Below are 20,464 nucleotides of genomic sequence, written 5' to 3' on the forward strand. Positions count from 1 at the left end.
ATTCTTAATGTAATTACATTTTACCATTTAAAAGAGTTTATTGTAACCTCATAACCTCTCAATTGAGTTATGGACAAATACATGACTTTTCTAAAATTCTGCTCTAATTTTAATAGTGATGATTGCCAATTCAAGAATAGCATTCATCATTCTCTTTCACTCTTAACTTCATACCTAATCAGAAAATTCGTTGTCTCACTCACTGAGTGATTAAGGTTTATCTAATGTTCTAGATATAAAAACTCATGACCCAGTTCATGAGTTTTTATATCAACACAGTATTGGCGTCTTTATATAAAGCTAGGTTAAAAATAGAATGAGATGTAAAAAAAATATTTAAGCAATAACGGGACAGATAGAAGAGGTAAATCAGCGTTGCTGATAGCTTATTACTACTACTTAAACTCAGTTTAAGCATGCAGATCATTAGCGATATCTTTGTTTCAGTACACCGTTGATGGCGACCAAGAAAATTGAATATTATAAATATTTTCCTTAACAAGAGCGAAAGGTTCCTTTATACAAAGACACACTGGATTTTAATAAAAATCATATTTTCTCCTTGATAAAGGAAAGAGAGATTTCTTATATCATTTAATTTCTATCATTTGAAGTCATTGTATTAACTGAGCTTTTTTACTACTTTAATATAATGAAACATTATATACTTATAGAATTGAACCTATCAATGCTGTGTAATCTAAAACTTCATAGAAAAATTCGAATATGATTCTAGAACCTCTTTTACACTATATAATCATGGTATTACTTGGAGATACTATATTATATTTTCTGTTAAGACCGCTACGCTATATCTAGCACTACATATTAATAATTAAAATGTATATTCTCTCCTCACCTTTTACACACGCCTAAAACTCCTCATACCCGACAATTATCTATTCTTATATCATCAATATATAATGTTTTATTCCAAAATCGTATACAATACATCTTGGCATCTGGCGTATACCGATCAAATATACCGCTATCAAGTTCTAGCTAGGATATATACAAGCATACATCATCTACATGTAATGGGCTGTCATAACAATATACTAGTAAACTACTAAAAATATACTTATAAGTGATAGTTCATATCACCAAAAGGTGAACGTAGGCTCGAGTACCTGTTTTCAGTGCAACTGTAATTTTATGAAAGGTAATACTTTAATCTACTAAAGGTAGATTATAACGATTTTAACTCTTAATTATATTGTATAAATCGACGTATTATAAAAATAGTAAGGATTTACATCATCAGAAAATAACTTACTATTCACTACAAGCTAATGTCTATAATAAATACCCTAGAAAACACTGATTTATATGTAACTCAAATTCAAGTCTCACTTAGTACATATAGGTGACAGCAATAAAAAAGGAACTATTCCTTATAAAAGAAGTTTTCTTTTCTTATTCTATATAGTGTAATTAAAGTAAAAATTCTTTCATTACATCTCTATATATAGATAAGGTATACTTTCCATAAAAATGGCTGGTTTTTATAATATGAAAAAAAACAAAACACTATATAAAATAGCGTTAAATACACCTCCATTCTAGCATCACAATAATTTAAGTGTTCCCTCTAGAGATCTGATACAGGAAGTGTCTTCACGGATTGATAGTGTCCGCAAATAAAAAAAGATATACTTTTTATTATGTTGGTATATATAACACTACACGACCATAACAGACTTATTTCTACAATCAAGTATTGAGCTGAATTAGTATTAATTTTTTAGGATAAGGAATCCTGTCGATCCTCATATGAGTTCAAATATAATATAGATAAATTTATTCTGATATAAGATATAAAGGTTGGTCAGGCCTTTCAGAAATCCATGCAAGTAATGATTGAGTAGTTAACAAATTTAAAACACTCAAATCCACCTGAAGTAAAGAAGATTTTATCTAGTCTAGATATACAGGTTCTAAAAAAACACTGAACAAGCTCTAATCAAGGATTTCCTACGAGGTTCAAACATCAACTCAAGTAAAACTTGAATCAAGATAAAGCCCATATTAAATTATGGTCACAGGACGTATGCTTTTATTTAAATCAATCCTCACGACAAATGCTAAATAGTATAGTTAATGAGGACGACAGCTACTACTCGTAGTATAGCAATTGGCTACTAGTATATATTTTTGATAGCGGATATTTATAAATATCGCGTTATCGGAAAAAAGATGTCATTTAATGATTACGATCATACCATTTTTCTCATAGAATATTAGCAATATCACAACCGATTCTAAATCCATGATAGATCGTCGTGATAGATATCTATAATAAGTGCGGCTTAGGTATCATCAGGCCTCAATCGCTATACGCATTCTCCTCATAGCATTCTTTTCAAGCTGGCGTACCCGCTCTGCAGAAACTCCGTATCGACAAGCTAATTCTTGCAGGGTACTTTTATTTCCATCATCTAGCCATCTGGCACGAATAATTTCTTGGCTACGATTATCGAGGCCTTCTAAGGCTCCACTTAGTTTATCGGCAGCGTGCCCGTCCCAATTATCTTCCTCAATGCCATCAGCAAAATCGGATGTTTTATCTTGCAGATAAAACATGGGCATCATTGAACACCCATCACTATTTTCATCTTCAGGGATGGGATCGAACGTCATATCCTGTGCAGCCATTCGCGATTCCATTTCACGGACATCTTTGCTAGTCACACCAAGCTCTTTTGCTACCATTTCTACTTCTTCCTGATTAAACCACCCTAGGCGCCGCTTTGTTTTCCGTAGATTAAAGAATAACTTACGCTGTGCTTTTGTGGTTGCTACTTTTACAATACGCCAGTTACGCAACACGTATTCATGTATTTCCGCTTTAATCCAGTGCACAGCAAAGGATACCAACCGTACCCCCACTTCTGGATTAAAACGGCGCACGGCTTTCATAAGTCCGATGTTTCCTTCTTGGATCAAGTCAGCTTGAGGTAAACCATATCCCGAATAATTACGTGCAATATGCACAACAAATCTTAAATGAGACACAATAAGTTGTTTGGCAGCCTCTAAATCACCATGGTAATGCAGCTTTTTCGCCAGTGCTTGCTCTTCCTCTGCTGTTAGCATTAGATAAGTATTAGCTGCCCTGATATATGCTTCCAGACTGCCCTGGGGGACATAGGTTAAAACTTGCATATCTTTAATCATTCATGACCTCTTGATAAAAAAATCGAACGCTGCTCAATTTAACGCCCACACCCTAATAAACGCTCAATAAATAAGAGTGAGATTTCTTTGGTAAGTTTAGAAACTCCAGAATTTCAGTAAAAAATTCTCATCAGGCGTAAACTGCTCTAAATCTCTTACACTCACCAACCTACGCTTATCAGATAGGTAATCGTGACTTTATCTTCGCTTAGCTATCTAGTCTTTAAATACTACCAAACATTACGCTACATTCACCATGATCGAACAGAGATACTAAAATCAATCAGATAAATACATCAGTTATACCAGAGATACAATTTTTTAAAATTGTCTTAGGATCAACCTATTGCGAGTAAAGATGAATTTTATCATCCAGGCTAAAAAACAAAGTTACATGAACTTGCCGATAAGAAAGTATTTTTCTATATCACTATCGCGACCTATATTAATTGCACACCCTCCTTCAGTACTGTCTATATGGCTACTGAGTACAATACCCACAGACTAAATATCATGATAATTAAGTAAGAATTACTAAACCATAGTATGGTTTTTTTGAATAAGTTAGATTTAACTAAATGCTAGTCTTTAATAAACTAAAATCATATTTTCTTCCCCTGGTCTGTTGAGATTATCCCTGAATACATCTCATATATGCTAAACCCAATCTCAGTTAAAATTCACTACGAAATATTATGCATTGTTTTTACGGTACTGAACCAAATAATATTTAAGCTTTATTTAAGTTCAGAACGAGAACATATACCGATATTTAGATAAGCGAACATATAGATGTTAAATATTTTATACTAAAATCTTTTAGGCATATTTTAAATTATATATACATTCTTTTTTTCGGGATTACCTAAAAACAATCCAAAGCTCATGAAGGTATAGTACGACTAAGGAAAATTCAAAAGATTAGTAAATCACTAATAAAAAAGACATCGCCTATAAAATCAATATGCTTTCTTACGTTACATTAAGTTTAGCTTAACTCTTAGGGGATATTTTATCCAAAATTTTTCTATCACTTATATCTTTAAGTAGATATTTTCTATAATTAAAACATGTTATTACGGAATACATAACAAATATCTTCTGTATTTTATAAATACAGAAATGATAGCTTGGTATTTTCCTTATATAAGAGATATATGAGAACAATAGAAATAGCTTTCTATTTAAGTTACGCTATAAGCGTTATCTAATTTCTTTAAGCAGTATCAACTACTCTTAGAGCTCTTATCTCTATAAAGATCTCTAAACCTTGAGATCAAAATACTTCAAAAGAAAGATAAAGGATGGAAAAAAGTCACGTGAAGTGATTCAATTAAATCAAAAAAGCTCTGATTTCATTTCTCTTATATTCAAAACAGCAGACTTCATACTCTGACTGAAGTTCAGAATGTTGAATTAAAAATTCAAGATGGCTAGAAAAACCCACTAACAGTTAATGTCAGTGTTGTATAATCTACCGTTTTATAAAAAAAATATTTATATTAATTAATATAGTATATCTTAGATCCCCTCCCTACCACCCTTTATCTCTAAAGATGGTTAGATTATATAATTCAATATCGACGCTTTCCTTCCTTAAATTTCCACTATTTTACTATCTGATGATCCTCGCAATTTTCATCTTTTTTCAAAAGATGAAAGAAAAATACTCAGTAATAACGAAGTCGTGACCTATTAGTGATGTTATATTCATCTTACATAATATGTATTTCTTTACCCAATTTCATGCAATTCTGATATATTCTTCTTGAGATTAAAAAATATCAAGTATAATTTTATATCGAGATATTATATTTACAGATGGTTATTTTTTCTTAACACAAAAATTTCAACTAATTACAAACAGGTCATTAAAATCTGTCATAACGTTGTTCGCAGTTGAAAAAGTCTACAAATTTATCTTAATCACCACTCAAATATTTTAGTAAACCCTTCTCTAATCATGGAGTGATAATGAGAATATATTATTTTTAGCTGTATACTTTAATGTTGATATTAACGAAAAGATCCTTTGATGCTTTCTCAGCATTTATTGCTGTTAACAAACTTAAATATAACAATAATAATTGCATTATAACATTAATTTTAAAAATATAAAGTTACTTATTTTTATGAAAATGATTATCGATTTCGACCCATATTACCTGACTATTTTATTAAGTAGACATATGAATAATTGCTAATCTTAACATCATCTGTTATTTATAGCAGCCTACTTTTCCTTAGATTAGAGATCGAAAATGTGTTTAAAAAGGAGAAAGAACATGCAAGAAAAGCAAACGCGTAAAACATCCTCCTTGAGTATTCTCGCCATAGCTGGGGTGGAGCCATATCAGAAAAATCCTAGTGAGGAATACATGAATGCAGCTCAACTTCTACATTTTAAGCGCATTCTTGAGGCATGGCGAAATCAACTTAGAGATGAAGTGGAGCGTACCGTTTCTCATATGCAGGATGAAGCTGCTAACTTCCCTGATCCGGTAGATCGTGCTGCGCAAGAAGAAGAATTTAGTCTTGAGCTACGAAACCGTGATCGAGAACGCAAACTAATTAAAAAAATTGAAAAAACTCTGAAGAAAGTAGAAGAAACTGACTTTGGATTTTGCAAATCCTGTGGAGTAGAAATTGGTATTCGCCGATTGGAAGCACGTCCAACTGCCGATTTATGCATTGACTGCAAAACCCTAGCGGAAATTCGCGAAAAACAGATGGCTGGATAATATCCATTTGAAGATACCAATCTTATTCATAAAGCCCCGCCCTATAAAATAGGGCGGGCATATTTTTTACTATCTATCGCTCGGGATCAAGCCCTTTCGACCTATGGGATACCTGGCAGTTTCCTACTCTCGCATGGGGAAACCCCACACTACCATCGGCGCCACAGCGTTTCACTGCTGAGTTCGGCATGGGGTCAGGTGGGACCACTGCGCTTATACCGCCAGGTAAATTCTTATACCACACTCCTTGTATTATATTTAAATTATCTGGAACATGGCTGCTAAAAAAATTTTTCACTCTCAAACAGCTTAGGTGTTGTGAGGTTAAGTCTCACGGGTCAATTAGTATTGGTTAGCTCAACGCCTCACGGCGATTACACATCCGACCTATCAACGTCATCGTCTTTAACGTCCCTTTAGGAAGCTTAAAGCTTCAGGGAAGACTCATCTTGAGGCAAGTTTCCCGCTTAGATGCTTTCAGCGGTTATCTTTTCCGTACGTAGCTACCAGGCAATGCCATTGGCATGACAACCTGAACACCAGTGGTACGTCCACTCCGGTCCTCTCGTACTAGGAGCAGCCCCTCTCAATCTTCCAGCGCCCACGGCAGATAGGGACCGAACTGTCTCACGACGTTCTAAACCCAGCTCGCGTACCACTTTAAATGGCGAACAGCCATACCCTTGGGACCCACTTCAGCCCCAGGATGTGATGAGCCGACATCGAGGTGCCAAACACCGCCGTCGATATGAACTCTTGGGCGGTATTAGCCTGTTATCCCCGGAGTACCTTTTATTCGTTGAGCGATGGCCCTTCCATTCAGAACCACCGGATCACTAAGACCTACTTTCGTATCTGCTCGAACTGTCATTCTCGCAGTTAAGCCAGCTTATGCCTTTGCACTAACTTCACGATGTCCGACCGTGATTAGCTGACCTTAGTGCTCCTCCGGTACATTTTAGGAGGAGACCGCCCCAGTCAAACTACCTACCAGACACTGTTCTTACCCCTGATTAAGGGGCTAAGTTAGAACATTAAATATTAAAGGGTGGTATTTCAAGGTTGGCTCTATCTAAACTAGCGCCTAGATTTCATAGCCTCCCACCTATCCTACACATTAATACTCCGTGTTCAGTGTCAAGCTATAGTAAAGGTTCACGGGGTCTTTCCGTCTTGCCGCGGGTACACCGCATCTTCACGGCGAATTCAATTTCACTGAGTCTCGGGTGGAGACAGCCTGGCCATCATTACGCCATTCGTGCAGGTCGGAACTTACCCGACAAGGAATTTCGCTACCTTAGGACCGTTATAGTTACGGCCGCCGTTTACCGGGGCTTCGATCAAGAGCTTCTCCCTAAAGATAACCCCATCAATTAACCTTCCGGCACCGGGCAGGCGTCACACCGTATACGTCCACTTTCGTGTTTGCACAGTGCTGTGTTTTTAATAAACAGTTGCAGCCAGCTGGTATCTGCGACTGGCTTCAGCTCGAAGCGCAAGGCTTTTCACCTACATGCCAGCGTGCCTTCTCCCGAAGTTACGGCACTATTTTGCCTAGTTCCTTCACCCGAGTTCTCTCAAGCGCCTTGGTATTCTCTACCTGACCACCTGTGTCGGTTTGGGGTACGATTAAATGTGACCTGGAGCTTAGAGGCTTTTCCTGGAAGCGTAGCATCAATTCCTTCACCATCTAAATGGCTTCTTATCACGCCTCAGTGTTTAAAAGAAGCGGATTTACCTACTTCCTTCACCTTCACGCTTAAACCGGGATAACCGTCACCCGGCGAACCTAGCTTTCTCCGTCCCCCCTTCGCAGTCACACTCAGTACAGGAATATTAACCTGTTTCTCATCGACTACGCCTTTCGGCCTCACCTTAGAGGTCGACTCACCCTGCTCCGATTAACGTTGAACAGGAAACCTTGGTCTTCCGGCGAGCGGGTTTTTCACCCGCTTTATCGTTACTTATGTCAGCATTCGCACTTCTGATACCTCCAGCACACCTTACAGTGCACCTTCACAGGCTTACAGAACGCTCCCCTACCCAGCAACACTCTCATGCTGCTGCCGCAGCTTCGGTGCATGATTTAGCCCCGTTACATCTTCCGCGCAGGCCGACTTGACCAGTGAGCTATTACGCTTTCTTTAAATGATGGCTGCTTCTAAGCCAACATCCTGGCTGTCTATGCCTTCCCACATCGTTTCCCACTTAACCATGACTTTGGGACCTTAGCTGGCGGTCTGGGTTGTTTCCCTCTTCACGACGGACGTTAGCACCCGCCGTGTGTCTCCCATGATAACATTCTACGGTATTCGTAGTTTGCATCGGGTTGGTAATCCTGGATGGACCCCTAGCCGAAACAGTGCTCTACCCCCGCAGATGAATTCATAAGGCGCTACCTAAATAGCTTTCGGGGAGAACCAGCTATCTCCCGGTTTGATTGGCCTTTCACCCCCAGCCACAAGTCATCCGCTAATTTTTCAACATTAGTCGGTTCGGCCCTTCAGTTAGTGTTACCCAACCTTCAGCCTGCTCATGGCTAGATCACCGGGTTTCGGGTCTATATCCTGCAACTCATCGCCCAGTTAAGACTCGGTTTCCCTACGGCTCCCTTATACAGTTAACCTTGCTACAGAATATAAGTCGCTGACCCATTATACAAAAGGTACGCAGTCACATCCTGAAGAATGCTTCTACTGCTTGTACGTACACGGTTTCAGGTTCTATTTCACTCCCCTTGCCGGGGTTCTTTTCACCTTTCCCTCACGGTACTAGTTCACTATCGGTCAGTCAGGAGTATTTAGCCTTAGAGGATGGTCCCCCTATATTCAGACAGGATATCACGTGTCCCGTCCTACTCATCGAGCTCACAACTAACACACCTTCAGATACGAGGCTATCACTCTTTATTGCCGGACTTTCCAGACCGTTCTCCTGATATGAAAGATGATGATGGCTCTGGGCTGTTCCCCGTTCGCTCGCCGCTACTAAGGGAATCTCGGTTGATTTCTTTTCCTCAGGGTACTGAGATGTTTCAATTCCCCTGGTTTGCTTCATTAGACTATGGATTCACCTAATGATGATGTAAAATTTACACCGGGTTTCCCCATTCGGATATCGCCGACTAATAACGCCTCATATCAGCTGATCGGCGCTTTTCGCAGATTAGCACGTCCTTCATCGCCTCTGACTGCCTAGGCATCCACCGTGTACGCTTAGTCACTTAACCTCACAACCCTGAGCTGTTTATTTTTAATTCAGATTAACTCCAGATTTTCAGGTTTGCTTGTTTTGTTTATGAAAAACTGCATGTTGTGTTCTACTCCAACCATGCATTTTAAATTTTCAGCTTGTTCCAGATTTTTAAAGAGCAATTTTTCTCAGCATGAGAGAACGCAGAATCATGCTGAGAAATAAATTTACATATGTGTTTTTTGTCTTTGGCTTGTATAGCCAGAGACACTCAAAACCTTCAAATCATGTTGTCATCAAACTCAACCACTGAATCATATACATCCTTTTACTTAATGTCAAGGATGAAGATGAAAATTTCATATTATTAACCTAGCCATTCAATTTTAAAGATGTCAAGATATGACATGCACAAAGCTAACTTAATGTGTCAAAGAAAATAAAATCACTTAACTTGTAAGTGATTTTATTTTCTTTGACTGATTCTTTACATTACCTAACAAAGAGAACCGGAATATGACTTTATGTATACAGGATATCTTCCCAATAAACTAGCGATGATTACGGCATTACGTCATGAAACATTCTTTTCCCTATTAATTAACAGTTCCCGAATATCACGAAATGATTTTATCTGTCGCTAGACAGATATTCCTTAAAATGATTGCATAGATGTGACATTGTCTGTAATAACTCTCATAAAATCATGCTAGCAATATGATTTTAATAAAATATACATCTATAAATTATCTGCATTTCACCTTGCTGATTTCTGGGCTAGAATCGAAAACGGGCAGAGATATGATCAACAAGATAGCCAGGAACTATTCTCCTATAAAATAATGAAGTTTTTCTATTGAAAACCATTAGATCGTATCCAGATACATTCACACTATTTAGAAGAACTAGTTATTCTAAAATAGTCATACATGATTATTTATCATTTAGTTTTATCGCATCGCTGAATAGTCTAACTAGAGGGATTGCATGACAACACTGACCTGTAAAATCTCTTCTGTGGATGCCATAACTGATACTGTTTACCGTGTACGACTAATACCGGAATCCGATTTCCATTTTCGGGCTGGTCAGTATCTTATGATAATTATAGATAAATTCGATAAACGACCTTTTTCTCTGGCGTCGACACCCATGGAAACTAGGTTTATCGAACTGCATATCCAAGCATCTAAATTCAATTTAAAAGCGATGGATATTATGCAGCCGATTCTAAAGAAACAATTGATTACGGTCGAAATCCCTCAAGGTGAAGCGTGGTTGCGTGACGACAGCAACCGGGCCATTGTATTAATGGCTAGCGGTACCGGTTTTTCTTACGCTCGCTCAATTTTATTGACGGTACTGACGCGCCAACCTGAGCGAAAAGTGGCTATATATTGGGGGGGGAGAAAACGGGAACATCTTTATGATTTAGTTGAATTACAACTGCTTATGCTGAAGCACCGACAATTGTCAGTAGTGGGGGTAGTCGAACAGCCGGATGCACACTGGAAAGGACGTTCTGGAACACTCCTAAAAGCAATGATGCATGACTATACCTCTTTAAAACCTTACGATATCTATATCGCTGGTCGATTTGACATAGCACACATAGCTCGTGAACGTTTCTGTACTGAACGCCAAGCTGTGGTTGAACGTATTTTTGGTGACGCTTTCACATTTAATTAACCCGTTCTAGTTATATGAAAACCAATGATTTTTTTTGTCTCATTGGGGGACTAATATCCTCGGCCAGCTAGATGCTGTTTTTAGCGGTGCATTATGCTGCTATCACATACCGTTATTTCAAAACAATACCTGAAGATGAAATCTTCATAAATCATCTTGGGAGCATTTGATAATATCAGAGATATATAGCAATGCGCGTGACCAGGATACATAAGAGGTCTGGTCTTGACAGACTAGTGCATTAATGCTTTGAAAAGCATAACTATGATCTTATATCCATACTATTTATGATGTAGACCTTCCCCCCCTGAGCTGTGTTCATATCCTTAGCTAATAAGGAAGTGAATATGAGTTCTCGCTTCTCGAAGTTGAGATATTACAGCGGTATGGTTTGTGATCTAAGCTATTACACGTAAATCAATAGAAAACTAGCTCTAGTTGTAGCAACAATATATAACATTACTAAACTCGACACCGATCCTTGACAGACGGTTTTCTTATGCTCATTTTTTTGCAAAATGGCGATTTTTTCAATTTATTAAAATATACTTCGAACCAATTCAAAGACAAATATGAAACATATAATCATCTTTTAGAGATTCCCCGCCATATCTAGATAGAAAAAATAAAAACTAAAGCATCTTGAGAATCAAAAAAACATCGTTCTATATGAATTCAAAATCTGTATGTAGATTCATGAATTAAATAAACACTTACCCATTTATACAATACGCTTTTTATACATGTAGCGTACGTGATTCAACAGGCTTTTCTAACTTTAGAAAAGCTAAAATACGCCAGCATATAAAAACTCTTATACTATCTTAACTAACTATTGTATATGTATCGATCCAATCTTAAGTAATAATCACAAAGAATTCGTAGACTGCCTTTTAGGCACTGTCAAAACAGCGCTCGTAAAAATCCCAGGAGTTAAAGTAAGCAGTCTTTGATACTGTTTAATCGATAGGAAAAAGAAATTTTTCCACACTATATATGGCAAGAAATGATATGTTCAATCAATTGAATTGGTGTGTGAAGCGTTTCTACGAAATAGTCATCATTGTTTTATAAAAGCCTTAAAGAAAACCATATTGAAATATTAAAATTTACTATCCAAGGTTTTATAAACAGCGCATGAAGTGATAAAACTTTATTGCAATAAAGAGAGGATTCATGCACAGTTAAAGTCTAAATTATTTAAAAAGAAACAATACTACTGTCTGATGTATGAGGCGCTTTCAATCTTGCTGCATGATACTTACTGCCTGTTTGAAAATCATTTCTTCCGCCTAAATTAGTATCATTGTTAAGGATAGCGCAGACATGCATTTTCGCACCATAACTCGCATAGTGGGTCTCCTCGTTATCTTGTTTTCTATAACAATGATTATTCCTGGTCTCGTAGCCTTACTCTATAGAGATGGAGCGGGCCGTGCTTTTACACAAACATTTTTTTGTGCACAAACAATTGGACTCTTCCTGTGGTTACCCAATCGTCGACAAAAAAATGAGTTAAAATCTCGTGAGGGATTTCTCATTGTAGTGCTATTTTGGACCGTTTTAGGAAGCGTTGGTGCTTTACCATTTTTATTTGTCGAATGTCCTAGTCTATCGATTACTGATGCATTTTTTGAATCGTTTTCAGGCCTGACGACTACCGGTGCTACTGCGTTAATCGGGCTGGATGCCTTACCTCACGCTATTTTATTTTATCGACAAATGTTGCAGTGGTTTGGTGGTATGGGCATCATTGTTTTAGCTGTAGCTATCCTACCGATTCTAGGCGTTGGCGGGATGCAATTGTACCGAGCAGAAATACCTGGTCCACTAAAAGACAATAAAATGCGTCCTCGCATCGCCGATACCGCCAAGACTTTATGGTTAATCTATGTAGCCTTAACGGTTACCTGTGCGATCGCGCTTTGGGCTGCGGGTATGTCAGTATTCGATGCAATCAGTCATAGCTTTTCTACGATTGCTATCGGTGGTTTTTCCACCCACGACGCCAGTATTAAATACTACCATAGCCCACTCATTAATACAATTATTGCTATATTTTTACTAATATCTGGTTGTAACTATGGTCTCCATTTTTCTGCTCTTAGTAACTATAATCTCAGCGTCTATAGGCGAGATCCTGAATTTTTTATGTTTATTTCCATACAGTTAACACTGGTTGTTTTTTGCATTTTAATTCTCTGGTGGCATAATGTATACGCTACTAGCCTGACTACTCTAAATCAGGCGTTTTTTCAAGTGGTATCTATGGCGACTACCGCTGGATTTAGCACCGATAGTATTGCTAATTGGCCATTATGTTTACCAATATTACTCCTCTGCTCAGCATTTATCGGTGGTTGCGCCGGTTCTACTGGCGGCGGATTAAAGGTAATTCGCATTCTATTGCTTTACTTACAGGGTTCACGAGAACTAAAACGCTTAGTTCACCCCAACGCGGTTTACACTATTAAGTTAGGTAATCGAGCACTGCCTGATCGGATTCTAGAGGCGGTATGGGGTTTTTTCTCTGCGTATGCGCTTGTGTTTATTGTCAGTATTCTAGCGGTTATAGCCACTGGTATTGATGAATATTCTGCATTTTCAGCGGTGGTAGCAACGCTGAATAACCTTGGACCCGGTTTGGGTGTGGTAGCTGATAACTTTGCCTCCATGAATGCAGTAGCAAAATGGATTCTTATCCTAACTATGCTCTGCGGACGTTTGGAAGTATTTACTTTATTGGTGCTATTCACGCCTACTTTTTGGCGTGAATAATGCTAGGTGAAATCTGAAAAACTTTAAGTCTCTACTATACTCTGACAATCTAATATATAAAGTTTCTTATCTCATTACAACTAACCGTATTAATTTCCACAAATATCATTCAGAAAATCTGTATCTTTTGAAAGATTTCAATACTTAAGTGGTATTAGGAAGATTCTCATTCAGATACCGATGTTTTTGGATGAAAAATATTTCTTTCCTATTTTTGCAGAAAGCTTAACAACAGTTAATTCTCATAAAAACAATTCCAATTTATTTGAGTCTTGTATTATCCGTATTCTCTCCATGTTAAATAGGGGATAATCGGGAACATAACCAGCAAGATTGCTGTTAATACTTCAGAAAAAATTCTTGCCTTTGTATCAATTTCATTCTCTTCATCGCGATCGATATCAGTTCTATAATCGACTTAATACAACGATAACTATATCCCAAATCAAATTCTTTTAGCGCTTTATCACTTACATTATTCTAATTAAGGTACAGCACACTCGATCTTTTAGACGTATGCCTTATGTTTTATGATTTATATTTTATGTTTTATTTTACTGTGTCAGATGAGAAAAATATCTTTATAGGGTATAAATTACTGCCCGTTCGTTCAGTACACACTGTATGATTTTTTTTTGATTTTGTTTGTCTTTTATTTTTTGTTTTTTTATTTTTTATCGATTTCATTTTCATTCAGACCTATAGTCTATAAATACAATTTCTCAATATGGATCATATCAAGAGACCTTTTATTACGTGTATACATATCCTATTGCTATTTAATCAAACTCAAGTAATTAAATAGATAGTAGACACTACTTATCGACATCTATTTTAGATATATCCGATATAAGTTTTTTTTGCACACTGTGTCATTTAGAAAATGACATGCAGTCTGCAGCGTAAAATGATTTTAGAGAATGTTTGGGTCAGCTTCTCTATCATATTTTCGTGGAAATATGAATCACTATATATATTAATTAAAAATTATTCATATTTAAATCAGTATCTCTGTCAGTATTGACCTTCCCTTAGCTTCTCGGCTCACTGAAAAGAAATCTTCACCACACTTTTAAAAATATATTTTTAATACGTGTTTGTTAGATAACACAAAGCACATTTATAGTAGTATAATGTTTATACTTTCCCCAAAAATAAAATATAATACTGTTTGAAGATAGGTGAACAAGTTTAAATGAAGTAGTTTTATCTAAAAGATTTATTGCACTGTATAAACTCTATATCTGAGGATACGAATTCATTATTAGGGGAACAAATTTAATACACATTGCATTATTAATAATGCATGTTATGCAGGAATAGGTTTTTATTTCATTAAACGCATCTCAGCATTATATTTAGAATACGTAAAGTATTCGGGTATCTAAACCACTTAATTCTTCATGGTTAGAATATCTAACGACTACTAATGAAATTTTAAAATTCTGCACCATCAGGTTTTACAAAAAACAGAAGACAATATTCTTCCATACTCTCGGTTCATTTTAGCTATATAAAATTCATTTTATTAACAATCACCATTTCCAAGAATAGGATTCTTAATTTAAGTAAAAGTGAACTTCTATACAATTCAGCTAAGCATGCGCGGTTCTCATAACCTAAATACTCATATCAATAACAAAACAACACGATCATACATTAGTATTGTGCTCATACTCTATGTTTCATATACGTCTCGATTAAAATCGAATCATTTTTAAAAAAAGAATACTCAATATGAAATCTATAGAAACTTAATAAAACAATCGCTAAAATCATTAAAACATAACATCAAAAATTCAAAATTAACATGCCTGGGTTATATTCAACCGGATATGCAGTATCCTAAAGAAGTACACAGGAAAACCTTATACAGCACCTTGCTATACAGCATATATCTATCTTGGTTTAACCAAAATAAAAGGCAATACATAAAAGTGTTGTTCTACCTTTGAAATATCCCCCATAATTATCTATTGGATATTAAGTAGATAGGAATTAACAAAGACTGTATTATAGAGACACCACTAAAAGAACGAAAACAACCACGGACACGAAAACATTCATATAAAATAATATGTTATTATATCCCTAGAGGAGAGAGATGGTTAATCATCTATAGTCAGCGCATAGATGATTGCTGAAACAACAGAGTGTCTATTCCCGCATAGAACGTCAATATGCAAAGTATTAATATACTTAATACTAAAAAAAAGAAGTTTTCTTTACTAATATTAAGAAACTGAATTCTTATTTAGTTTTATAAACACTTAATAAAACCTTATCAATTGTATCAAAAGGTATAATCCAGATTCAGGTTGAACCGACAGGAGTCTGGTGCGTCTCCAAGCAATAATCCAACTGAGGATAGCAGCCACCATAATCCAGAAAAGCCAGAACCTTTCCATAACTCCGTACATCATTTAAAATATTCCACTTAGCCATAATATAGAACCTATACCAAATAGAATATAAGATTACCTGTATCGGATGTGATGGATTCGAATTTCCATCGATAAACGCTCGATACTTTTTTGCAATGTAGGATGCGGTTCAAGCCCACCGTAGATGAGGGCAGGTAATTTTGCTGTCCAATAAGGGCGCCATTTCCTTCAGTGCGCGTAGTATTGCCACACAACCTACCTGTTTTCTTTGATGCAATCTTCTAAAAATGGCTTCACTGTTTTCCATAAATCAACCGGGGGATAAATCTCCTTTCCTACACCCTTAACATATAAATAGTGTTTTCTGTAATAAAACAAGCTGCGGCTGTACTTTCATATTAAATTGACGAGCAGTATTAAATGAGTTTAGCAATATGTAACCAAATGAAATCTCGGTTAAAGGTCTTGTAAACATAGTCTCACAAACGGTACGGATATCAAACTCAAAATCTTCAATATTAGTATCTATCGGTACTCAGACAGAGTCAACATGGAGCTATGCTACACTTCGATAATCCCCATTAAAAAGGCGATAAAATTTTCGGCTAGATAGCGCTTATCTTCTTTCTTTAGCGATCCAACAATCCTACAGTCTATAGTAATACAATAGGGATTTTCAGGATATTTAAAACTAACAAAAACATTACCAGGATGCATATCTCTATGGAAAAAACCATCACGAAAAACTTAACTAAAAAAACCTGCACCCCTCGCTCCGCTAGTAGCTTTATATTCGTACCCTACTTCTCAAGCAAGATTATATCGTTAAGCGATACACCATAGACACGCTCCATGCGCATCATTGTTTTACTGCAATAATCCGGATAAATTTCAGTAATATACAACAATAAAGTACCGTCAAAATTTCGCCGAAGCTGAATGGAATTGGCTGATTAACCGAGAGATTGAGCTTATCGAGCGGTTTTTTTGTTCTCCATGCCTACTTCTACTGGCTGAAAACGTCACCCATCCAATAGTAAATGCGGAATCCAACTAACGCGTCGACATATCAACCGCATATCGGCTTGAATCATCAGAAAAATATCCGGTCGAATTACTTTAATTACTACCTCTTTGCCATTTTTAGCTAAGCACTATACATCTGGGCAATAGAAGTAGAAGCCAGCGGTTTCTACTGAAAATCATCAAACCAAATTTCAATCGGTTTCCCCATCGACCGTTAAATATATGAGTGAACGCAAGCTCCATCAAAGGGCGTTACTTTATCTTGAAGCAGTGCCAACTGAGCCGCAATGGCCGTGGAGCAAATATCGGGGCGAGTTGAAAGCATTTGACCAAACTTAATCCATAGTGGTCCTACTTCTTGAAATGCCAGGCGAAAACGCTCACCAATCATACGATGCACATGATTGTTCGGTATCCAGAACAACAAATTTCGGCCCACCCGCAGAGGTAAAGTTAACCGCGTTTCAGAAATCAACTCATCGAGACTAAAGCTAAGCATGACATTCATGATCAGATAGAGGGGTAAAATCTCACCGAATATCACCTTTTAGCCTCTATTTTTCCAGTTGGGGTGATAATTTTTTTTGTCAATTTCATAAGGATGTTTAGTTCCCGGAAAAACCACGCTAATTCCAAACTGCAGATATACCTCACCATTCTTTTATTATCATCTTTATCTAGCCAATCTTTAAAAACCACATCGGCTTTTGTAATTGTGTGATGACACTACATGAATAAAATTACAGTTATGATGCCTCTGATCCACGTCACTGGTTATTCTATAATATTGCATTTTAGTCTTATTACTCATCGGTTTGAAAACCGATTTACATACTGGACATCACCTTCTACATTGAGAAAGAATGGGATACTGATATTATGCAATCGACAGAGTCGTTCTATACATGCAACATGCTAACCTAACGATTCCTAAATAATGAAATCACTGATCTCTTCCATATAGATAATTCTAGATCCAAACCTTACATTGTAATCCCTCTTTAAAACAGAAATGCTACTGCTATCTCTTGATAAAGAAGGCTTTTAAACACGGCTTTTATTATTCTTTTATTAAAAAACATTAAACAACATTTCATATCTCGATTAGGATTTATAAGTATGGTAAAAAACACCGATAAAACTAATCATAATAAAATATTTAATAGTTTTGAAACCAGTATGCGACATTAATAGAAGAAAATTATTACTAGCTGCCTATTGCATAATACGCAGTAGGAAGGAGGTAAAAGAAGTGGAAGAAGCTATAAGCTTTATTTAAGAGCCTACCCCCTGAGGGGAGGAAGCCACCTCAAGTCTAGTAATCTTCTAGCTCGCAAGACCTGATATATCAACCCAATCACCTAATCTTTTCCAGTTGAGTTGTATAAAAAACAACCATTCTAAGACCATCAACAATTCCACATTAACCTCAACGCCACCTATATTATATAGTATACCGTAGGTATTATAGCTGATTAAAGAATCCCATGAATATAGAATTATGGATATCAACACGCACTACGTTCCTAACCTTTATTTACTCAGAATAGAAATTTAACAGGAAAGTCACGAATCATAGCTTCCAGATTCAAAACCTTTTAACTATAGTCTACACTATCTCTTTAGATAATAAAGAGTTTCTACATTCAGTGAGGACTAAAAGAGATCCGATAATTTATCAGAACATATTGTATTGCAACGGAGTAAAAAAAATTCGACAGTATCAAGTATATTACTTATGAAACACAAACACTTCAATATATCTTTCCAATATAGAAACAAATTGTCGGAGGCTAAAATCAAATCTGTATTTTTTTTACTGTTCTCGTCTACATCTTTTTTATTTTTAAAAAAGATGATGAGATACTCTCTAATAATCTTATTTTTCAAAATTTTCTGTATTTTAAAATTTTGATAGCATCAGGAACAAGAGGCTTGACAACAGTGTATTAATCTAAGCTATAAAACCTCATGGACTCAATATATTTTACTTACTACCCAACTCTCTAAAAGGATTGTATACAAATTATATTTTGTACTATGACAGATTAACACAATAGAATTTTACGTTTTAATGGCGACTCTACATTTTAAAAAAATATTATATAAATAAATATCAAATAGGTAACAAATATTTCTTTTTATCAGTATAATATAGCTATCCATCTACTACCCTAGGAGTAGTAGGTAATAACCATACTATCGTACGACTAATTACGTATATCTTTTAAATAAATCCCATAAAATTTAAACCAAGATCTCATATCCTAATATTTTCACAAAAAACTACTTTTTCCAATTTGGAAAACTATTTTTTATTAGATTAAAACATCAATCCTCGATTCTTGAACTGTATTTTTTTATACAGATACCTATTGAAAGGATAAAGGTGATTTCCTTACAATCAAAAAATATACGCTCCTGAAATTAAAGTGCTAGCTCAAATAAAAGAAATCTGATGACAATGTATAGTCATATCTTTTTTTTAAGAAACCATGAGATTTTCCCTAAATAAGATGCTACTAGTCTGTAAGACATATAGAAATACTTCTCCTAAACAGTAACTAGATCAGGATCACATCGACATTTAAATAAATAAACACTAAAGTGTCCGTATACATAAACATTTTTTTGCTTTTTTCTCTTTCTGGCATCACTCACTATGCCAAGCTAATTAATACCCTTCCCTCTCTAAAACACTTTGTCTTTTATAGAAGAGATTTTCTATTATAATTATATGGGTTCCAGATAATGCAGAGATGCAATTGTACATTACCTAAGAAGAGACAACGTTGTCATCCATATCTATTGGTCTAATACTCAATGGTATTAGACCAAGACGGAGTATCACTCGGGTTTATTTTTCTACAGAGTCTTAGGGATCCTTAAATATCTTTTGATAACTTATATTAATCGATCTTTTCTATTAGCATACCATGATTTTTTCACTCGATTTAATCGATTTCAAAGGAAATAATGCAAATCTATACCAAATAAAATTACAAAAAAATATATCGCTAATATTCTTTGTGTCATTAAAATCACGTCACATCAAATTACTTAACTTTATTTTCTTATGTGTTCAACGATGATGTCGAAAGTTTTAAAACCATATTTTAGAAGAAATATGCTCATGGTACGATTTTATATCTGTCTTAATATGCCTAACACTCCAATCCATACCTTATACATCTTTTAATAGAGAAATCGAGTCTTTTAATATCACTGCAATGGCAAAAGATGTCTTCAAGTACTTTTACTCTGAAGTTAGATATTGCCTGTCCATATTAGTCACTCATTCTATTCGTGCATTATTTATAGTATTCACGTCTACTTTTGTAGACAAAGATTAAATATATTTAAAAACAATATTTTCATGCCGATGAAGAATATTCACTACCACGTTATTAATATGCCTTTCTTTATAATCAGAAAATGCTCACTTTGGTATTGAGCATTAATACACCAGCGCAGACT

4 protein-coding genes, 2 rRNA genes and 1 pseudogene are annotated in these 20,464 nt (G+C 35.8%); 3 read left to right on the forward strand and 4 right to left on the reverse strand.

Annotated features, from left to right (window positions below; genetic code table 11):
* Positions 1-2,319: 2,319 nt before the first annotated feature.
* Positions 2,320-3,177: an RNA polymerase sigma factor RpoH gene (gene rpoH / locus GFK82_RS03040; RefSeq protein WP_226810519.1), complete on the reverse strand. Its 858-nt coding sequence runs from the start codon at positions 3,175-3,177 to the stop codon at positions 2,320-2,322.
* Between the two features lie 2,285 nt (positions 3,178-5,462).
* On the opposite strand from rpoH, the gene dksA reads away from it, so the two are divergent.
* The gene (dksA, locus tag GFK82_RS03045) at positions 5,463-5,918 is read left to right on the forward strand and encodes an RNA polymerase-binding protein DksA (protein WP_226810520.1); all 456 of its coding nucleotides are present in this window, start codon (positions 5,463-5,465) and stop codon (positions 5,916-5,918) included.
* 110 nt (positions 5,919-6,028) lie between these two features.
* Here dksA and rrf read toward each other — a convergent pair.
* Both rrf and GFK82_RS03055 read right to left on the reverse strand, forming a co-directional pair.
* Positions 6,029-6,144, reverse strand: a 5S ribosomal RNA gene (gene rrf / locus GFK82_RS03050).
* A 94-nt stretch (positions 6,145-6,238) separates the two neighbouring features.
* Positions 6,239-9,147 (reverse strand): 23S ribosomal RNA (locus tag GFK82_RS03055).
* A 950-nt stretch (positions 9,148-10,097) separates the two neighbouring features.
* On the opposite strand from GFK82_RS03055, the gene fre reads away from it, so the two are divergent.
* Together fre and trkH are read left to right on the forward strand one after the other, a co-directional pair.
* Entirely contained in the window at positions 10,098-10,799 is a 702-nt protein-coding gene (gene fre, locus GFK82_RS03060) for an NAD(P)H-flavin reductase (protein WP_226810522.1), read from the forward strand.
* A 1,326-nt stretch (positions 10,800-12,125) separates the two neighbouring features.
* Positions 12,126-13,577 (forward strand): Trk system potassium transporter TrkH, encoded by a 1,452-nt coding sequence (gene trkH, locus GFK82_RS03065; RefSeq protein WP_226810524.1) that lies wholly within the window; start codon positions 12,126-12,128, stop codon positions 13,575-13,577.
* A gap of 2,270 nt (positions 13,578-15,847) precedes the next feature.
* On the opposite strand, the pseudogene GFK82_RS03070 reads toward trkH, so the two are convergent.
* Positions 15,848-17,495, reverse strand: a pseudogene (locus tag GFK82_RS03070) (AarF/UbiB family protein).
* Between the last annotated feature and the right edge of the window lie 2,969 nt (positions 17,496-20,464).

This window comes from Candidatus Steffania adelgidicola (assembly GCF_020541225.1).
GTDB lineage: Bacteria > Pseudomonadota > Gammaproteobacteria > Enterobacterales > Enterobacteriaceae > Steffania > Steffania adelgidicola.

Coding starts and splice junctions, on each gene's coding strand:
- rpoH (WP_226810519.1), bottom strand. CDS start 3,177: ATGATTAAAGATATGCAAGTTTTAACCTATGTCCCCCAGGGCAGTCTG.
- dksA (WP_226810520.1), top strand. CDS start 5,463: ATGCAAGAAAAGCAAACGCGTAAAACATCCTCCTTGAGTATTCTCGCC.
- fre (WP_226810522.1), top strand. CDS start 10,098: ATGACAACACTGACCTGTAAAATCTCTTCTGTGGATGCCATAACTGAT.
- trkH (WP_226810524.1), top strand. CDS start 12,126: ATGCATTTTCGCACCATAACTCGCATAGTGGGTCTCCTCGTTATCTTG.